This window comes from Streptomyces sp. NPDC096176 (assembly GCF_044763255.1).
GTDB lineage: Bacteria > Actinomycetota > Actinomycetes > Streptomycetales > Streptomycetaceae > Streptomyces.
The window spans coordinates 26,655-44,097 of the sequence record NZ_JBIWFV010000019.1 but is presented as its reverse complement, the minus strand read 5'-3'; the positions used below and the strand labels follow the sequence as shown (position 1 = coordinate 44,097).

Annotated in this window: 18 protein-coding genes and 1 pseudogene; 8 read left to right on the top strand and 11 right to left on the bottom strand. The window is 70.3% G+C overall.

Annotated elements, in window-relative coordinates; genetic code table 11:
- Nucleotides 1–32: 32 nt before the first annotated feature.
- The 3 genes from ACIQ7Q_RS32975 to ACIQ7Q_RS32965 are packed head-to-tail and all read left to right on the top strand — an operon-like array spanning nt 33 to nt 3,090.
- Nucleotides 33–797 carry an SDR family oxidoreductase gene (locus tag ACIQ7Q_RS32975; protein WP_403870465.1) on the top strand — a complete coding sequence of 255 codons (765 nt, stop codon included), beginning with the start codon at nt 33–35 and terminating at the stop codon, nt 795–797.
- Complete coding sequence (locus tag ACIQ7Q_RS32970; RefSeq protein WP_403870462.1) at nt 794–2,449, top strand: AMP-binding protein; 1,656 nt, start codon at nt 794–796, stop codon at nt 2,447–2,449. The genes ACIQ7Q_RS32975 and ACIQ7Q_RS32970 overlap by 4 nt, the downstream gene beginning before the upstream one ends.
- A 47-nt stretch (nt 2,450–2,496) precedes the next feature.
- Entirely contained in the window at nt 2,497–3,090 is a 594-nt protein-coding gene (locus tag ACIQ7Q_RS32965) for a TetR/AcrR family transcriptional regulator (RefSeq protein ID WP_403870459.1), read from the top strand.
- Between the two features lie 368 nt (nt 3,091–3,458).
- Here the strand turns inward: ACIQ7Q_RS32965 and ACIQ7Q_RS32960 are convergent, their stop codons facing one another.
- The 9 genes and pseudogenes from ACIQ7Q_RS32960 to ACIQ7Q_RS32920 all read right to left on the bottom strand — a co-directional run bounded on the left by ACIQ7Q_RS32960 (nt 3,459) and on the right by ACIQ7Q_RS32920 (nt 9,678).
- Nucleotides 3,459–4,673, bottom strand: coding sequence for an acyl-CoA dehydrogenase family protein (locus ACIQ7Q_RS32960; protein WP_403870456.1), 1,215 nt, complete (start codon nt 4,671–4,673; stop codon nt 3,459–3,461).
- A 7-nt stretch (nt 4,674–4,680) separates the two neighbouring features.
- The gene (locus ACIQ7Q_RS32955; protein ID WP_403870454.1) at nt 4,681–5,700 is read right to left on the bottom strand and encodes a phosphotransferase family protein; all 1,020 of its coding nucleotides are present in this window, start codon (nt 5,698–5,700) and stop codon (nt 4,681–4,683) included.
- A gap of 183 nt (nt 5,701–5,883) precedes the next feature.
- Entirely contained in the window at nt 5,884–6,798 is a 915-nt protein-coding gene (locus tag ACIQ7Q_RS32950) for an MBL fold metallo-hydrolase (RefSeq protein ID WP_403870452.1), read from the bottom strand.
- 135 nt (nt 6,799–6,933) lie between these two features.
- Nucleotides 6,934–7,230 carry a hypothetical protein gene (locus tag ACIQ7Q_RS32945; protein WP_403870449.1) on the bottom strand — a complete coding sequence of 99 codons (297 nt, stop codon included), beginning with the start codon at nt 7,228–7,230 and terminating at the stop codon, nt 6,934–6,936.
- A gap of 193 nt (nt 7,231–7,423) precedes the next feature.
- Nucleotides 7,424–7,589: pseudogene (locus ACIQ7Q_RS32940) on the bottom strand (IS630 family transposase); the annotation flags it as partial.
- Nucleotides 7,590–7,657: 68 nt separating this feature from the next.
- Nucleotides 7,658–8,197, bottom strand: coding sequence for a GNAT family N-acetyltransferase (locus tag ACIQ7Q_RS32935; RefSeq protein WP_403870446.1), 540 nt, complete (start codon nt 8,195–8,197; stop codon nt 7,658–7,660).
- Between the two features lie 210 nt (nt 8,198–8,407).
- Nucleotides 8,408–8,704, bottom strand: a complete 297-nt coding sequence (locus ACIQ7Q_RS32930; RefSeq protein ID WP_403870444.1) for a DUF202 domain-containing protein — start codon at nt 8,702–8,704, stop codon at nt 8,408–8,410.
- Nucleotides 8,701–9,093 carry a YidH family protein gene (locus ACIQ7Q_RS32925; protein WP_403870441.1) on the bottom strand — a complete coding sequence of 131 codons (393 nt, stop codon included), beginning with the start codon at nt 9,091–9,093 and terminating at the stop codon, nt 8,701–8,703. The genes ACIQ7Q_RS32930 and ACIQ7Q_RS32925 overlap by 4 nt, the downstream gene beginning before the upstream one ends.
- Nucleotides 9,094–9,141: 48 nt before the next feature.
- Nucleotides 9,142–9,678 carry an NUDIX domain-containing protein gene (locus ACIQ7Q_RS32920; RefSeq protein WP_403870438.1) on the bottom strand — a complete coding sequence of 179 codons (537 nt, stop codon included), beginning with the start codon at nt 9,676–9,678 and terminating at the stop codon, nt 9,142–9,144.
- 83 nt (nt 9,679–9,761) lie between these two features.
- Between ACIQ7Q_RS32920 and ACIQ7Q_RS32915 the strand changes: the two genes are divergently transcribed.
- The 3 genes from ACIQ7Q_RS32915 to ACIQ7Q_RS32905 all read left to right on the top strand — a co-directional run bounded on the left by ACIQ7Q_RS32915 (nt 9,762) and on the right by ACIQ7Q_RS32905 (nt 12,893).
- Entirely contained in the window at nt 9,762–11,417 is a 1,656-nt protein-coding gene (locus ACIQ7Q_RS32915; RefSeq protein ID WP_403870435.1) for an FAD-binding dehydrogenase, read from the top strand.
- A gap of 218 nt (nt 11,418–11,635) precedes the next feature.
- A complete protein-coding gene (locus tag ACIQ7Q_RS32910) occupies nt 11,636–12,301 on the top strand; it encodes a molybdopterin-dependent oxidoreductase (RefSeq protein WP_403870602.1) in 666 nt (221 codons plus the stop codon).
- Nucleotides 12,243–12,893 (top strand): cytochrome b/b6 domain-containing protein, encoded by a 651-nt coding sequence (locus ACIQ7Q_RS32905; protein ID WP_403870432.1) that lies wholly within the window; start codon nt 12,243–12,245, stop codon nt 12,891–12,893. The genes ACIQ7Q_RS32910 and ACIQ7Q_RS32905 overlap by 59 nt, the downstream gene beginning before the upstream one ends.
- A gap of 56 nt (nt 12,894–12,949) precedes the next feature.
- On the opposite strand, the gene ACIQ7Q_RS32900 is transcribed toward ACIQ7Q_RS32905, so the two are convergent.
- Together ACIQ7Q_RS32900 and ACIQ7Q_RS32895 are read right to left on the bottom strand one after the other, a co-directional pair.
- Nucleotides 12,950–14,347 carry a gluconate:H+ symporter gene (locus ACIQ7Q_RS32900; RefSeq protein WP_403870429.1) on the bottom strand — a complete coding sequence of 466 codons (1,398 nt, stop codon included), beginning with the start codon at nt 14,345–14,347 and terminating at the stop codon, nt 12,950–12,952.
- A 9-nt stretch (nt 14,348–14,356) separates the two neighbouring features.
- A complete protein-coding gene (locus ACIQ7Q_RS32895; RefSeq protein ID WP_403870426.1) occupies nt 14,357–14,866 on the bottom strand; it encodes a gluconokinase in 510 nt (169 codons plus the stop codon).
- 152 nt (nt 14,867–15,018) lie between these two features.
- Here ACIQ7Q_RS32895 and ACIQ7Q_RS32890 point away from each other — a divergent pair, with 152 nt between their 5' ends.
- Nucleotides 15,019–15,720, top strand: coding sequence for a FadR/GntR family transcriptional regulator (locus ACIQ7Q_RS32890; protein WP_403870423.1), 702 nt, complete (start codon nt 15,019–15,021; stop codon nt 15,718–15,720).
- Nucleotides 15,721–15,943: 223 nt separating this feature from the next.
- Entirely contained in the window at nt 15,944–17,401 is a 1,458-nt protein-coding gene (locus ACIQ7Q_RS32885) for an amino acid permease (protein WP_403870420.1), read from the top strand.
- Nucleotides 17,402–17,443 lie beyond the last annotated feature (42 nt).

Sequence of the window (17,443 nt, the reverse complement as noted above, 5' to 3'; positions counted from 1 at the left end):
CCGACGGGGGTCGGACGCGAAAGGCGGAGCTGATGAGTGCGGTGCAGGGCGCTGGGGTTGTGGTCACGGGCGCGGGCGGCGGGATCGGAGCCGCACTGGCGCGCAGATTCGCCGCCGAAGGCGCCCGGGTCGTGGTCAACGACATCGACGCCGGCAAGGCGAAGACCGTGGCCGACGAGATCGGCGCCACCGCCGTACCCGGCGACGCCTCGAAGATCGTGGACGAGGCCCGCGACGCCCTCGGCGGCGTCGTCGACGTCTACTGCGCGAACGCCGGACTCGGCTCCGGCGGCGACGCCTTCGCCGACGAGGACATCTGGGCCGCGGCATGGGACGTCAACGTCATGGCGCACGTACGGGCGAGCCGGGCGCTGTTGCCCGACTGGCTCGAGCGCGGCAGCGGACGCTTCGTCTCCACCGTCTCCGCCGCCGGACTTCTCACGATGATCGGCGCGGCGCCGTACAGCGTCACCAAGCACGGCGCCCTGGCCTACGCCGAGTGGCTCTCCCTCACCTACCGCCACCGCGGCCTCAAGGTGCACGCGATCTGCCCGCAGGGCGTACGCACCGACATGCTCACCGCCAGCGGCACGGCCGGCGAGCTTGTGCTCCGGCCGACCGCGATCGAACCCGAGGACGTGGCCGACGCCCTCTTCGACGCCATGGACGCGGACCGCTTCCTGGTCCTGCCGCACCCCGAAGTCGCCGACTACTACGCCGCCCGCGCCACACAGAACGACCGCTGGCTGGCCGGCATGAACCACATCCAGCAGAAGTGGGAGGAGACCGGCCGATGACCTCCTCCATATATGCCGCGAAACCCTGGCTCGGCCGGCTCACCGACGCACAGCGGGCCGCCGTCGCCCCGCCCGCGACCGTGGTGCACTCCTTCCGCTCCGCCGTCGCCCGCGCCCCCGAACGCACCGCCCTCGCGTACTTCGACGGGCGCATGAGCTACCGCGAGACCGACAAGCTGTCCGACTCCGTCGCGGGCCGTCTCGCCGCGCGGGGCGTCGCCCGCGGCGACCGGGTCGCGCTCATGCTCCAGAACACCCCGCACTTCGTGATCGCCCTGCTCGGCGCGTGGAAGGCCGGCGCCACCGTCGTCCCGCTCAACCCGATGTACAAGTCGGGCGAGGTCGCGCATGTGCTCGCCGACGCAGAGGCCACCGCGCTGATCTGCTCGGACCGCGCCTGGGAGGGATACCTGCGCGACTGCGCCGCCGCCTCACCGGTACGGATCGCCCTCACCGCCTGCGAGCTCGACCTCCAGACGCGGGGCGACGCGCGCGTCCTCGGCTTCGAGCGCACGGCGCCCGCCGAGGACGCCGACGACCTGCTGACCGTCGCCCGCCAGGGTCTGCCCGCCCCGGAGGGCCGCGACCTCACCGCCACCGACGTGGCGTTGATCAGCTACACCTCCGGCACCAGCGGCACCCCCAAGGGCGCCATGAACCTGCACGGTGGCATCACCTACAACGCCGAACGCCAGCGCACCGGACACCCTGTACCCGACGGCGCCTGCTACTTCGCGCTCGCGCCGCTGTTCCACATCACCGGCATGGTCTGTCAGCTGGCCGTCTGCCTCGCCAACGCGGGCACCCTGGCGCTGGCGTACCGCTTCGAGGCGGGCGTCGTCCTCGACGCGTTCCTCGAGCACCGCCCCGCGTACACCGTCGGACCCTCCACGGCCTTCATGGCGCTCGGCGCCCACCCCTCCGCCACCCGCGAGCACTTCGACTCCTTCGCGGTGATCTCCTCGGGCGGGGCCCCGGTGCCGCCCGCGCTCGTAGAGAAGTTCCGCGCCGGATTCGGCCCCTACATCCGCAACGGCTACGGGCTCACCGAGTGCACCGCGCCGTGCGCCTCCGTGCCGCCGGAGCACGAAGCGCCCGTCGACCCCGCCTCCGGCACCCTGTCCGTCGGCATCCCCGGCCCCGACACGGTCGTCCGGATCGTCGACGACACCGGCGAGGACGTGCCCTTCGGCGAACAGGGCGAGATCGCGGTCAGCGGACCTCAGGTCGTACCCGGCTACTGGCGGCTCCCGGAGGCCACCGCGCACGCCTTCCCGGACGGCGAACTGCGCACCGGCGACATCGGCTTCATGGACCGCGAAGGCTGGCTCTACGTCGTCGACCGCAAGAAGGACATGATCAACGCCTCCGGCTTCAAGGTCTGGCCCCGCGAGGTCGAGGACGTCCTCTACACCCACCCCGCCGTGCGCGAGGCGGCCGTCGTGGGCATCGCCGACTCCTACCGCGGTGAGACCGTGAAGGCCTACGTCAGCCTCCGGCCCGGGTCGGCGGCCGAGCCCGCCGAGATCTCCGCGTACTGTGCCGAGCGGCTGGCGGCCTACAAGTACCCGAGGGAAGTCGAGATCCTGCCGGAGCTCCCCAAGACGACAAGTGGGAAGATCCTCAGGCGGGAACTGCGTTCCCTCGCGTAACAGACGCACCACACAGCAAGGAACGAAAAGAAAGGCGGGTGGCGGCAATGGCCAGGACGACGGACGGGGACGGCACCCCCGTCCCGCAGAGGCTGCTGGCCGCCGCCACCCGCCTCTTCGCCGAGCGCGGCTACGACCGTACGTCGGTACAGGAGATCGTCGAGGCGGCCGGTGTCACCAAAGGGGCGCTCTACCACTACTTCGGCTCCAAGGAGGACCTCCTCCAGGAGGTCTACGCCCGGGTGCTCCGCGTACAGCAGCAACGGCTCGACGCGTACGCGGACGCCGACGCGCCGGTGGAGACGCGGCTGCGGGACGCCGCGGCGGACGTGGTCGTGACCACCATCGAGAACCTCGACGACGCGGACATCTTCTTCCGTTCCATGCACCACCTGAGCCCGGAGAAGCACAAGCAGGTGCGCGCCGAACGCCGCCGCTACCACGAGCGGTTCCGCGCGCTGGTGGAGGAGGGCCAGGAGAGCGGCGTGTTCTCGACGGCGACCCCCGCCGACCTGGTGGTCGACTACCACTTCGGCTCGGTCCACCACCTGTCGACGTGGTACCGCCCCGACGGCCCCCTCACGAAGCAACAGGTCGCGGACCACCTCGCGGACCTCCTCCTCCGCTCCCTCCGCCCCTGACGCCGCCGGCCTTGTCGGGGCGCTGCCCCGAACCCCGCGGCTCGCTCCCCTACGGCCTGGCGGCCGCGGGAGGTGCCCTCAGCGAGGCTGGATGTGCCCCCGGCCGGCGGGGCTGGACCTTGCCCGCCCGTCGTGGCTCCGCCCCGGACCCCCGCGCCCCAATCTCCCCCCTACGGCCTGGGGAGGTGCCCCAGCGGGGCTGACTTTGTCAGCCCGTCCGGCGATTGAGGACACCGCGCGGAGCGCGGTACGGCTCCGGGCGGAACCCGGTTTCGGGAAAGATGAGGCCCCCCACGCCCGCGAGGCCGTAGGGGGAGGGGAGGGGAGCAGCCCCGCAGGGCCACCCACACGCCCCCGCCCCGCCCACCTCACACGTACTTCTTCAGCTCCCGCCGCGCCAGCGACCGCTGATGCACCTCGTCCGGCCCGTCCGCCAGCTTCAACGTCCGCGCCGCCGCCCACAGTTCCGCCAGCGGGAAGTCCTGGCTGACTCCGCCCGCGCCGTGCACCTGCACCGCCTTGTCGAGGATGTCGACAACCGCCCTCGGCGTCGCGATCTTGATCGCCTGGATCTCCGTGTGCGCCCCGCGGTTGCCGACCGTGTCCATGAGCCACGCCGTCTTCAGCACCAGCAGCCGGAGCTGCTCCACCGTCACCCGCGCGTCCGCGATCCAGTTCTGTACGACGCCCTGCTGGGCGATCGCCTTGCCGAACGCGTCACGGGACACGGCTCGCCGGCACATGAGCTCGATCGCCCGCTCAGCCATGCCGATCAGCCGCATGCAGTGGTGGATGCGGCCCGGCCCGAGCCGCGCCTGGGCGATCGCGAAGCCGCCGCCCTCCTCGCCGATCAGGTTCGACGCGGGCACCCGCGCGTCGGTGAAGACGACCTCCGCGTGACCGCCGTGGGAGTGGTCCTCGTAGCCGTAGACCTGCATGGCCCGGCGGATCTCGACGCCGGGGGTGTCGCGCGGCACCAGGATCATCGACTGCTGGCGGCGGACGTCCTCGCCGTCGGGGTCGGTCTTGCCCATGACGATGAAGATCTTGCAGTCGGGGTTCATCGCCCCGGAGATGTACCACTTGCGCCCGTTGATGACGTAGTCGTCGCCGTCCCGCTCGATCCGGGTCCGGATGTTGGTCGCGTCGGAGGAGGCGACCTCCGGCTCGGTCATCGCGAAGGCCGAGCGGATCTCACCGGCGAGCAGCGGCTCCAGCCACTGCTTCTTCTGCTCTTCGTTGCCGAACTGCGCGAGCACCTCCATGTTCCCGGTGTCCGGGGCCGCGCAGTTCAGCGCGGTCGGGGCGAGGTGCGGGCTGCGGCCGGTGATCTCGGCGAGCGGCGCGTACTGCAGATTGGTCAGGCCCGCGCCGTACTCGGCGTCGGGCAGAAAGAGGTTCCACAGGCCCCGCTTGCGGGCCTCCGCCTTGAGTTCCTCCACGATCGCGGGGGTGTCCCACGGGGAGGTGAGCGCGGCGCGCTGCTCCTCCGCGATCTGTTCCGCCGGGTGCACATGCTCGTCCATGAAGGCGAGAAGTTCGGCCCGGAGCTCTTCGGTGCGCGCGTCGAATGCGAAGTCCATGAGGTACTCAGCCTTCCTGGAGGGTGGTGAGGCCGTGCTCGATGAAGACGGGGACGAGATCGCCGATCTGGTCGAAGCCGGCGCCGACGGTCTGGCCGAGGGTGTAGCGGTAGTGGATGCCCTCGAGGATCACGGCGAGCTTGAACCAGGCGAACGCCGTGTACCAGGAGATGGCGGATGTGTCGCGGCCGGAGCGCTCGGCGTACCGCTCGATCAGTTCCGCGGGCGACGGGTGTCCCGCGGCACCCGCGGTGGTGCTGACGGGGGAGTCGGGCAGTTGCAGCGGCTTGCTGTACATCACCAGCAGGCCGAGGTCGGTCAGCGGGTCACCGAGAGTGGACATCTCCCAGTCCAGGACGGCCTTGATCCGGTCGTCGTCGCCGATCAGGACGTTGTCGAGGCGGTAGTCGCCGTGGATGACCGTGGCGGCCGGGGAGACGGGCAGTTCGCGGCCGAGCGCGGCGTGCAGCTCGTCGATGCCGGCCAGTTCGCGGACCCGTGAGGCCGCGAGCTGCTTGCCCCAGCGGCGCAGCTGCCGGTCGAGGAAGCCCTCGGGCCGGCCGAAGTCTCCGAGACCGACCGCCTCGGGGTCGACGGCGTGCAGGTCGACCAGGGTGTCGACGAGGGAGAGCACGGCGGCGCGGGTGCGCTCGGGTCCGAGCGGGGCGAGCTGTTCGGCGGTGCGGTACGGGGTGCCGTCCACGAACTCCATGACGTAGAACGGCGACCCGATGACCGACTCGTCCTCGCACAGCAGCACCGGCTGCGGCACCGGCACGGCGGTCGGGGCGAGCGCGCTGATCACCCGGTGCTCGCGCTTCATGTCGTGCGCGGTCGCGAGCACATGGCCGAGCGGCGGTCTGCGCACGACCCAGCGGGAGGCGCCGTCGGTGACGGCGTAGGTGAGGTTGGAACGGCCGCCCTGGATCAGCCGGGCGCTGAGCGGTCCGTCCACCAGTCCTGGCCGCTCGCGGTCGAGATGGCCGCGCAGCTGGTCGGGATCGAGACCTGGCGGGACTGAGCTCATGATGCGCACCTCCGGGGGGCGGTCCTGGGGAACGCGTTCATGATGACCGACCAGTCGGTATGTCGTCCAGTGTGCCGGTCGAAGCGATGCCTGGATCACATCGGAAGGCGGTCGACCAGGCGGCCGACCAGGCCGGTCGGATCGTTCCCCGCGGCGTCCGCCCGGAGCGTGCACCCGGATTCTTCAGGCGTGGCAGACCACCGGAACCCCGCCGTTCATCGCTGCCATGTCCGCGAACACCGCCACCGGGTCGAGCGGTGAGCCCTCCGGCAGCCCGTCCAGCTCCGCGTAAGCCCGGTGCAGGTTCGCCACCAGCCGTTCGCTCTCCCTGAGGGCGGCGAAGACCCCGAGGTCCGCCCCGCTCGCCGTCTCCAGCGGTGTGAGTCCCTTGGCGTGCCCTTCCTCCGCCAGTTCGGCGACGAACCGCAGATAGCGTTCGGTCGCGTCGTACGCGGACGGATCGGTGATCGGCCCGTGGCCGGGCACGACAATCTCCGCGCCGAGCGAGCGCAGCACGTCGAGGGCCCGCAGGGAGCCGCTCAAGGAGCCCATCGGCACGAACGGCGTGCCGTCGTTGAAGATCAGGTCACCGGTGAACACGATCCCGTGGCGCGGCAGGTGCACCACTGTGTCGCCGGGGGTGTGGGCGACTCCACCGGGGTGGATGAGCCGGACCTCGACGTCCCCGACGTGGACCGTCAGCCGGTCGTTGTACGTCAGCGTCGGCGCGGTGATGCGGATGTCGCCGAAGTCCGTCTGCGGCCAGATGAGATGGAGCTGGTGGCCCGCCGCGAGCAGCTCCCTCCGGCAGGAGTCGTGGCCGATGACGGTCGCTTCCGGGAGGAAGACTCCGTTGCCGTAGCTGTGGTCGCCGTGGTGGTGGGTGTTGACCACCGTGCGGGGGAGCGGGGCGCCGGTCGCCAGCAGCGACTCGCGCAGCGCCCTGGCCCGGCTCTCGGTGGCCGCGGTGTCGACGAGGAGCGTCGACTCCCCGTCACTGACGAAACCCGCGTTGTTCAGGCACCAGCCGCCGTCGGGCTGGACATAGGCGTGCACGTCGGGCGCGAGCTGGACGGTGCAGGGCTCGGTGGCAGGCAACTGGGCTCCCCCGGTCGAGGTCGAAGTAACCCTCAGAGCCTGCCAGTTGGTCCTCGGTCGGGGAACGGCGGGACCGGGCGTGTCGCGGCTCGACGCGCATCTGGTGCCACCGGTTCGCCGATGGTCGGCCTGCGCTCAGTGGTCGTCCCAGTGCCCGTCGTGGTGGGCGTGCCGGTGCCCGTCGTGGAGGTAGTCGACATGGTCGCCGTGCACGACCGCGGGGTGGCCGCAGCCGGCGCCGTGTTCGTGGACGTGCCCGCTGTGCGACACATGCTCGCCCGGCTCGCACTCGTCCCAGTGGCCGGAGTGCTCTCGGTGGAGATGTCCGTCGTGCGCGTAGTCCATGTGTTCGCCGTGCGGGATCTCTGCATGGCCGCAGGCCGGACCGTGGGCGTGCGGGTGGGCGGTGTGCTCGTGATGGGGGACGGTCATGGCGCTCACCTTTGGTGTTGTTCATGCCGATCTGTCTGGTTCCAGGCTAGTTCCGCATCAGGCAACATTTGCCCTGTCGGCGACGGGTGCGTAGGCGGTCAGGTGTGCCGCACTCCTCCGTAGCGGTTGGAGGTCGCCCGCCGCCGCCGGCGCGATGGGCGGCCGGGGCCCTTGTGTTGCCGCCACGGTCGGCCCACGACACCTCGGTGATCCGCGCCACCGGCATGCCCTGCGCCGACAGCAGAACCATCTGGGGCCCGCCGCCACGTCACCACCGACCCGGTGCCCCTGCGGACGACGCGCAGCAGTCGTTGCCCCTCGTCGCCGTCGATCTCTCGCCCCCGTACTCGTTCAACCACTCGCACAGCTCGACGCTCACGCACCTCCCAGGTCGGAAAACGCAGGCATCAACTCCCCGGAGCAGTGTTCACCGCCCCCGTTCACCGGCACCTTGTGTCGGTTGCAGCGTCCGGCGCATGCAGGTACGCGGCCACCGGTCCAGGCCATGCGCCGCTTCATTTTCCCGGATCCTGCGCAGCCCGGGAGGGACGTCGCTGTCGTTCATGGGCTGGAAGCCGCAGCGTGTGTAGTAGGCGGCGTTCCACGGAACGTCGGTGAACGTGGTGAGGGTCAGGGCGGGCATCCCCTCGCCGGTGGCCGAGTGCGCCAAGTGGTCCAGCAGGAGCCGCCCGATGCCGCGGCGTGCGTTGTCCGGATGCACCGAGACCTGTTCGACATGGAGGTTGCCGTCGACACGATCGGCGATCAGGTAGGCGACCGGGACGTCTGCGTCGTCGACCGCGACCCAGGCCAGCCCGGTCTGCTGGTACCGCGCGAGCTCGCTCAGCGAGAGCGGCTCGTCATCAGCGATCTCCGGCATGCCGATGTCGCGGAAGCACTGCCCAGCAGCCCTCTCGATGTCCTGGAGGGCGGGCAACTCGTTCAGGAGCACGGCTCGAATACGCATAGGGACATTGTCCAGGGCCAACAGGGCGGGACAGCGTCGTCAGCACGAAGACCTCGCCGGCATCCCCCGCCACCCGCCCTCGTACGTCGCAGAGGGAGACGTTGCCTGATGCGGCACTGGTCGGCACCACCGGGCCCGCCGCCCCCGCACATCCTTCGCCTCACCAGGAAACGAACGCTCGCCCAGGGGGACATCTGCGCACGCGCCGCGTCACACCACGATCGCCACCGCGAAGGCCGCCAAAGCCAGGACGCACACCACGGCCGCGATCGCCCCCCGCGCCGCCATGGCCGTCGGCCGGGCCGCTTCCATCGCGCCGATGCGCCGGTGGGCGACGGCCAGGAATCCCAACCACGCGACGAGGCCGAGTCCCGCCGCGAGCACCGCCTCCTGCGCCGCCTGCCTGGCCGCCAGCACCGCCACCACCGTGCAGGACAGCGTGGTGCGGCGCCACGCCAGCCGGGTCCGCTCCGGCTGCAGCCCCGGATCGCGCTCGGGAGCCGTCACACCTCACCCCGCGCCACGACCACCACCACCATCGCGATCGCCACGACGGCGATCACCACCGCGAGCAGCGCCGGGAACCGGGACGTCGGCAGGTCCTCGCCGCGGCGCATCGCCCGCTCGCACCGCACCCAGTGGTTCACGGCCCGCACGGCGCACGCCGCGCCGGCCCCGATCAGCGCGAGCGCCAGCCCGGCGCGCACTCCCCAGCGCAGATCCGGCAAGAACTGATCGACCGCGAAGCCGCCGCCGATGAGCGCCAGCGCGGTACGGAGCCAGGCGAGGAAGGTCCGCTCGTTCGCGAGCGAGAACCGGTAGTCGGGGGTCTCGCCCTCCTCCTCGAGCCGCCGGGGCGCGAACCACAGCCGCAGGCTCTGTACGAAGTCGCTCACGCAGCGCACACTACCCGCGGCTCCGCACGGGCGGCCCGGCCACCGGCCTCACCCATGACCCCGGCCCGCCCGGTGCACCTTGAGCCGCTCGTAGGCGGCCAGTCCGTCCGGTACCCAGTCCCACTCGCCGAGCCGCGCCTCGAGCTCCGCCTCGGAGAGGAAGGCGTGCCAGGCGACTTCCTCCGCCTGCGGATCCACCGGCAGCGCGCAGCGGACCTCGTACACGTACGACCACCAGGTCTGTGCGGGTTCGCCGCCACCGTCGTAGAGGAACTTGAACAGCGGTACGGGGCTGGGCAGTCCGCGCACCCCCAGCTCCTCCTCCGCCTCGCGCAGCGCCGCCTCGTCGTACCGTTCGCCCGCTCCCACGACTCCGCCGACGAACATGTCGTACCGGGAGGGGAAGACCAGCTTCGTCGGGGTGCGCCGGTGCACGAAGATCCGCCCCGTCGTGTCCCTGGCCAGGATGAACACGCACCGGTGGCGCAGCCCCCTGGCGTACGCCTCGCCGCGCGGCGCCCGGCCGACGACGCGGTCGTGCTCGTCGACGATGTCGAGAATCTCCTCAGCGCTCATGCCGCTCATCCAAGCACCGCACCGACAGGGATTGACTTGTTACTGAGCCGTACCGAAGATCGGGGCACCCGCCCGACGAAGGATGGAAGCCCATGGCGTACGACGCTGATGTGATCGTGATCGGGGCCGGCCTCGCGGGCCTCGTGGCCACCGCCGAACTCGTCGACGCCGGACGGAAGGTCATCCTTCTCGACCAGGAGCCGGAGCAGTCCATCGGCGGGCAGGCCCACTGGTCCTTCGGCGGCCTGTTCCTCGTCGACTCGCCCGAGCAGCGCCGGATGCGGATCAGGGACAGCCATGCGCTCGCGCTCCAGGACTGGCTCGGCACGGCAGGCTTCGACCGTGACGAGGACCGCTGGCCGCGCAAGTGGGCAGAGGCGTACGTCGACTTCGCCGCGGGGGAGAAGCGGTCCTGGCTGCACGCCCAGGGTGTGCGGTTCTTCCCCGTCGTGGGCTGGGCCGAGCGCGGCGGCTACGACGCGAACGGCCACGGCAACTCCGTCCCCCGCTTCCACATCACCTGGGGCACCGGCCCCGGCATCGTCGCCCCCTTCGAGCGGCGGGTGCGGGAGGGAGTCGCACGAGGGCTGGTGCAGCTGAAGTTCCGGCACCGGGTCACCGGCCTGGGCAGCAGTGCGGGCAGCCTCGACACGGTGAGCGGCGAGATCCTCGAGCCGTCGGACGCCGAGCGCGGCGCGGCGAGCGGCCGGGAGGCCGTCGGCGCCTTCGAACTGCGGGCGCAGGCGGTGATCGTCACCTCCGGTGGGATCGGCGGCAACCACGATCTCGTCCGCGCCCAATGGCCGAAGCGGCTCGGCATCCCTCCCCACAAGCTGCTCTCCGGCGTCCCCGCCCACGTCGACGGCCTGATGCTCGGCGTCGCGGAGCGCGCCGGCGCGAGCCACATCAACCGGGACCGGATGTGGCACTACACCGAGGGCATCGAGAACTGGAGCCCGATCTGGGCGAAGCACGGCATCCGCATCCTGCCCGGGCCGTCGTCGCTGTGGCTGGACGCACGCGGCAAGCGGCTGCCGGTGCCGCTGTTCCCCGGCTTCGACACCCTCGGCACGCTTGAACACATCATGCGTTCGGGCCACGACTACACATGGTTCGTGCTCGACCAGAAGATCATCGGCAAGGAGTTCGCGCTCTCGGGCTCCGAGCAGAACCCGGACCTGACGGGCAAGTCGATCCGCGACGTGTTCGTACGGGCGAGGGCGGATGTACCGGCGCCGGTCAAGGCGTTCATGGACAACGGCGTGGACTTCGTCGTGGAGAAGGACCTGAGCGCGCTGGTGCGCGGCATGAACGGGCTCACCGGGGACGGTCTGATCGACGAGACGGAGCTGCGCCGCGAGATCACGGCGCGAGACCGGGAGGTCACCAACCCGTTCACGAAGGACCTCCAGCTCATGGCCGTACGGGGCGCCCGGAAGTACCTCGGCGACAAGCTGATACGCACCGCCACGCCGCACCGCATCCTCGACCCGAAGGCCGGTCCGCTCATCGCCGTCCGGCTCAACATCCTGACCCGCAAGTCGCTGGGCGGTCTGGAGACCGATCTGTCGTCCCGGGTGCTCGGGGAGGACGGCGCCGCGCTGCCGGGCCTGTACGCGGCGGGCGAGGTGTCGGGCTTCGGAGGCGGCGGCGTGCACGGCTACCGCTCGCTGGAGGGCACCTTCCTCGGCGGCTGCATCTTCTCGGGTCGCGCGGCGGGGCGGGCGGCGGCGGCCGCGGTGGCGTAACGGGGGTTCGCCTGCAGTGGGCCCGCACCCCCCGTGTGTGACGAAACTCTGACGTCCCGCGCCGCCCCCTGGCCCTCCGCCCGCGCAAGTGCTCGAATCGAAGCGTGACGACTCACGAGCCCGACCCCGACCCCGAACCCGGCCCCGAGCCCGACCCTGCTTCCGGCGAGCCGGGCGAAGAGCACGGCGCCCCCCTCGGCCGACGGCTTGTGCTCGGCATGCTCGGGCTCGGTGCCGTCGGCGTCGCCACCGCGCCGTACGTGCAGCGCGGCATGGAGGCGTTCCTCGGGGCGGCGGCCGACAAGGACCCGACCGGGCTCAGCGGACTCCTCCCGAACGGAGGCGGTTTCCGCTACTACTCCGTCGCCGCCTCCGTTCCCCGCAAGGATGCCCGGAGCTACCGACTCAGGATCGACGGGCTGGTCGACAACCCCACCACCTACACACTCGCCGACCTGCGGTCCCTTCCGCAGACCCGGGTCGTACGGGACGTCCAGTGCGTCACCGGGTGGCGTGTGCCGGACACACCTTTCGAAGGTGTGAAGCTCTCGCATCTCCTGGACGCCGCCGGCGTACTCCCCGAGGGGCGGGCCATCCGTTTCACTTGTTTCGACGGCACCTACAGCGAGAGCCTGACCCTCTCGCAGTCCCGCCGCGACGACGTACTCGTCGCACTGCGGATGCAGGACAAGCCGGTCAGCCACACACACGGCGGCCCGGTCCGCCTCTATGTGGCACCGATGTACTTCTACAAGTCGGCGAAGTGGCTGTCAGGGATCACCGTCACCCCGGGCGTCGTCCCCGGCTACTGGGAGGAGCGGGGCTATGACGTCGACGCATGGGTCGGCCGGTCCAACGGCCGCACCGACACCCCCACGGTCTGAAGTACCCGCCCGCAGACGGAGATTCAGCCCCGCCGAGCGCTGGGTGCACCGCACGACAGCCGCTCTGACGCTGCTCTGCATCGCGACCGCCGCCGCCCTCTACGTCCCCCAGCTCGCCGAGTTCGTCGGCCGCCGCCACCTCGTGGTCACCGTCCACGAGTGGTCGGGGCTGCTGCTGCCCGTGCCGTTCCTGCTGGGTCTCGGCTCCCGCGCCTTCCGGGCCGATCTGCGCCGGCTGAACCGGTTCGCTCCGCACGACCGCGAGTGGCTGCGCGCCGTGCGCCGCCGCGACCGCTGGGCCTCCGCCCGGCCGGCGGGAAAGTTCAACGCCGGGCAGAAGATCTATGCGGCATGGATCGCGGGCGCCGTCCTCGTCATGCTCGGCACCGGGCTGCTGATGTGGTTCACCGACCTCGCTCCGCTGGTGTGGCGTACGAGCGCCACCTTCGTCCACGACTGGCTCGCGCTCGCCGTGGGGATCGTCGTCGCCGGGCACATCGCGATGGCGCTCGCCGACCCGGAGGCACGACGTGGCATGCGCACCGGGTCGGTCGAGCGCCAGTGGTCGCGCGACCGCCACTCGAAGTGGTGACGGCGAGCGCGGCGGACCGGCCCGTGCCCGATCCGCCGCGCTCGTGAGCGGTACGCCTACAACACGAGTGACAGCAGCAGCACGAACACGATGCCGACGACCGAGATGATCGTCTCCATCACCGACCAGGTCTTGATCGTCTGGCCGACGCTCATGCCGAAGTACTCCTTCACCAGCCAGAAGCCGGCGTCGTTGACATGGCTGAAGAACAGCGAGCCGGCGCCGATCGCGAGCACCAGCAGCGCGGCGTGCGATGTCGACATGTCGGCTGCGAGCGGGGCGACAAGACCGGCAGCGGAGATCGTGGCCACGGTCGCGGAGCCGGTCGCCAGCCGGATCGCCACGGCGATCAGCCAGGCGAGCAGCAGCGTCGGGATGGCCCAGTTCTCGGAGAACTCCAGGATCATCTGGCCGACACCGATGTCGATGAGTGTCTGCTTGAAGCCGCCGCCGGCGCCGACGATCAGCAGGACGCCCGCGATCGGGGCGAGCGACTTCTCGACGGTCGAGGAGATCCGGTCCTTGGTGAAGCCGGCCGCGCGGCCCAGGGTGAACAGACCCACGATCACGGCGGCGAGCAGTGCGATCAGCGGCGATCCGATGACGTCGGTGACCCGCTGCACGCCGTGCTCCGGGTTGTCCACGACGATGTCGACGAGCGCCTTGGCCATCATCAGGACGACCGGCAGCAGCACCGTGGCGACGGTGGCGCCGAAGCTCGGGCGCTTCTCGAGGTCGTCCGAGGCGCGCTGGGGGATCATCTTCTCGGGCGCCGGGATGTCGACCCAGCGGGCGGCGTACTTGGAGAACACCGGACCGGCGATGATCACCGTCGGTATGGCCACGACGAGGCCCAGGGCGAGGGTGACGCCGAGGTTGGCGCCGATGGCGTCGATCGCGACCAGCGGGCCGGGGTGCGGCGGTATGAGGCCGTGCATCACGGACAGTCCGGCGAGGGCCGGGATGCCGATCCGCATCAGCGAGTAGTTGCCGCGCTTGGCGACCATGAGGACAACGGGGATCAGCAGGACGATGCCGACCTCGAAGAAGAGCGGCAGTCCGATGATCGAGGCGATCAGCACCATCGCCCACGGCATCGCACGTCCGCCCGCCTTGGCGAGGATGGTGTCGACGATCTGGTCCGCTCCGCCGGAATCGGCGAGGAGCTTGCCCAGGATCGCGCCCAGCGCGATCAGCACGCCGACGCCCGCCACGGTGGAGCCGAGGCCGAGCGTGAACGAGGTGATCGTCTTGTCCAGGGGCGCACCGGCGAACGCGCCCAGCGCGAGCGACCCGATGGTCAGCGCCAGGAAGGCGTGAAGCTTGAACTTGGTGATGAGCAGGACGATGACGGCGATGCCCGCGAGGACGGCGATGCCGAGCTGGGCGTTGCCCGCCGAGGTGATCGGTTCGGCGGCCTCCGCTGCCAGCATCTCGACGCTGAGACTGGTCACGGTGATTCCTTAGCTTGCGAGTCGGCGCAGCGCGGCGACGGCTCGTTCGGTGATTTCTTCGGGGGTGCCGGACACATCGACGGCGACGCCTGCCTCGTCCTCCTCCAGCGGCTGGAGTGTCGCGAACTGCGAGTCCAGCAGCTCGGTGGGCATGAAGTGCCCCTTGCGCTCCCTCATCCGCTGCTCGATGAGTTCGCGGGAGCCGGTGAGGTGCAGGAACACGGCCTCGGGCGCTGCCGCCCTGAGCCGGTCGCGGTACTCACGCTTGAGCGCCGAGCTGGAGACCACTCCGCCCAGCCCCGCCCTGCCGTGTGCCCATTCGCCGATGGCGTCCAGCCAGGGCCGGCGGTCGGCGTCGTCCAGCGGGGTGCCGGCCGACATCTTGGTGATGTTGGCCGGGGGATGGAAGTCGTCGCCCTCGGCGTACGGGACGCCCAGGGCGGCGGCGAGCAGGGGGCCGATCGTGGTCTTGCCGGTTCCTGCCACGCCCATCACCACGACGACGTGGGGGGTGCTCATTGCGTGCCTCGCTGTCTTCGTCGACATTCGACATCGGTCCGTCGCGCTACTGAAACCTATTAGGTACGACGTATTCAAGAGTCTGAGGCATAAACGTCATACTTTTTGTTCTCGCGGCCGTGGTCGTGATCCACGCGCCGTAGGCTTTGCGCATGACCACAGAAGGCCGAGGGCTTCACACCCATGTGCTCGACACCCTCGGTCTCGCGATCACCGCGGGCCAGTACCCGGAGGGGAGCGTGCTGCGTACCGACGAGGTGGCGCAGCGCTTCGACGTCTCCCGCACCGTCGTCCGCGAAGTGGTCCGCGTCCTCGAGTCCATGCACCTGGTGGAGTCGCGGCGCCGTGTCGGCGTCACCGTGCGCCCCACCGAGGAGTGGAACGTCTACGACCCGCGCGTCATCCGCTGGCGGCTCGCCGGCGCCGACCGCCCGCGCCAGCTGCGCTCCCTGACCGTGCTGCGCTCCGCGATCGAACCGGTCGCGGCCGGCCTCGCCGCCGTCCACGCGACCCCAGAGCAGTGCGCTGCGCTGACCGAGGAGGCCCTCGGCATGGTCGCCACCTCGCGGGGCCATCAGCTCGAGGGATACCTGGAGCATGACGTCGCCTTCCACCGGGTCGTGCTCAACGCCTCCGGCAACGAGATGTTCGCCAGGCTCGGCGACGTGGTCGCCGAGGTACTCGCCGGCCGCACCCACCACCATGTGATGTTCGACGACCCGGACCCGGCGGCCGTGACGCTGCACGTCCAGGTTGCCGAGGCCGTTCGCGAAGGCGACGCGGAAAGAGCCGAGCGGCTCACCCGTGAGATCGCCGTCGGAGCCCTCCAGGAGCTGGACGTCCTCGCGCCCTGAAATCCATGACACCCTTGGTTCACCTTGTCGAAACCTCTGAAATACCTCAGATGTATATCTGAGTGAGGTTCGCCACTGCCAAAATCCAAGGGTGCCCCGACTATGAGGCCTTGGGCCTTTTCATGCCCGGAAGCCAGGTCAGGGCGCTCCCTTCCTTCACCCCCGGGAAGGCGCCGGCGCAGGCCGGGTACCGCACACCCCCTCACGAAGGCGAACGACCTCAATGAGTGACCGCACCATGGCTGCGGCCGACACGCCTGTCGCCAGCGCGACGGGTTCCCCCCACGTAGACGCCGGTGACGCCGGGTACCGCAAGGACCTCAAGTCGCGGCACATCAACATGATCGCCATCGGCGGCGCCATCGGTACGGGGCTCTTCCTCGGCGCCGGTGGCCGTATGGCCAACGCAGGCCCGTCGCTCTTCATCGCCTACGCGGTCTGCGGCGTCTTCGCCTTCTTCGTCGTGCGCGCGCTCGGCGAGCTCGTCCTCTACCGCCCCTCCTCCGGCGCGTTCGTCTCGTACGCCCGCGAGTTCATGGGCGAGAAGGGCGCCTACACGGCCGGCTGGCTGTACTTCCTCAACTGGTCGACGACCGCCATCGCCGACATCACCGCGGCCGCGACCTACGCCCACTTCTGGGCGATGTTCAGCGACATCCCGCAGTGGGTGCTGGCTCTGATCGCGCTTGCCGTGGTCCTCACCGCCAACCTCATCTCGGTGAAGTACTTCGGCGAGATGGAGTTCTGGTTCGCGATCATCAAGGTCGCCGCCCTGGTCGTCTTCATGCTCATCGGCATCTTCCTGATCGTGACCTCGCACGACATCGGCGGTCACACCCCGGGCCTCGCCACCATCGGCGACAACGGCGGCATCTTCCCCAGCGGTGTCATGCCGATGCTGCTGCTGATCCAAGGCGTCGTCTTCGCCTACGCCTCCGTCGAGCTGTGCGGCGTCGCCGCCGGTGAGACCGAGAACCCCGAGAAGATCATGCCGAAGGCGATCAACTCGATCATGTGGCGTGTCGGACTCTTCTACGTCGGCTCGGTCGTGCTGCTCGCGCTGCTGCTCCCGTACACCGCCTACTCCGGCGACCAGAGCCCCTTCGTCACCGTCTTCGACAAGCTCGGCATCCCGGGCGCGGCGGGCGTGATGAACCTCGTCGTCCTGACCGCCGCCCTGTCCAGCCTGAACTCGGGCCTCTACTCGACGGGCCGCATCCTGCGCTCCATGTCGATGTCCGGCTCCGCGCCCAAGTTCACCGGTGTGATGAACAAGGGCGGCGTGCCCTACGGCGGCATCCTGCTCACCGCCGCCTTCGGTGTCCTCGGCGTCCTGCTCAACTACGTCATGCCCGGCGAGGCCTTCGAACTGGTGCTGAACTTCGCCTCCATCGGCATCATCGGCACCTGGTCGATGATCATGGTCTGTTCGCTGCTGTTCTGGCACCGGTCCAAGGACGGCCGGGTGACCCGCCCGGCCTACCAGCTTCCCTGGGCCCCGTACACGCAGATCGTGACGCTGTTCTTCCTCGCCTCCGTTGTCGTCCTGATGTGGATGGACGAAGGCATCTCCCGCACCACCGTCAACTGCCTGCCGCTGATCGCTGCCGCGCTCGTCGGCGGCTGGTTCCTGGTCCGCAAGCGGGTCGCCGCCACTGCTGCCGCGAACAAGCAGCTCTGACCCCGACGACGAGGCCCCCGCGGGACATCCCGCGGGGGCCTC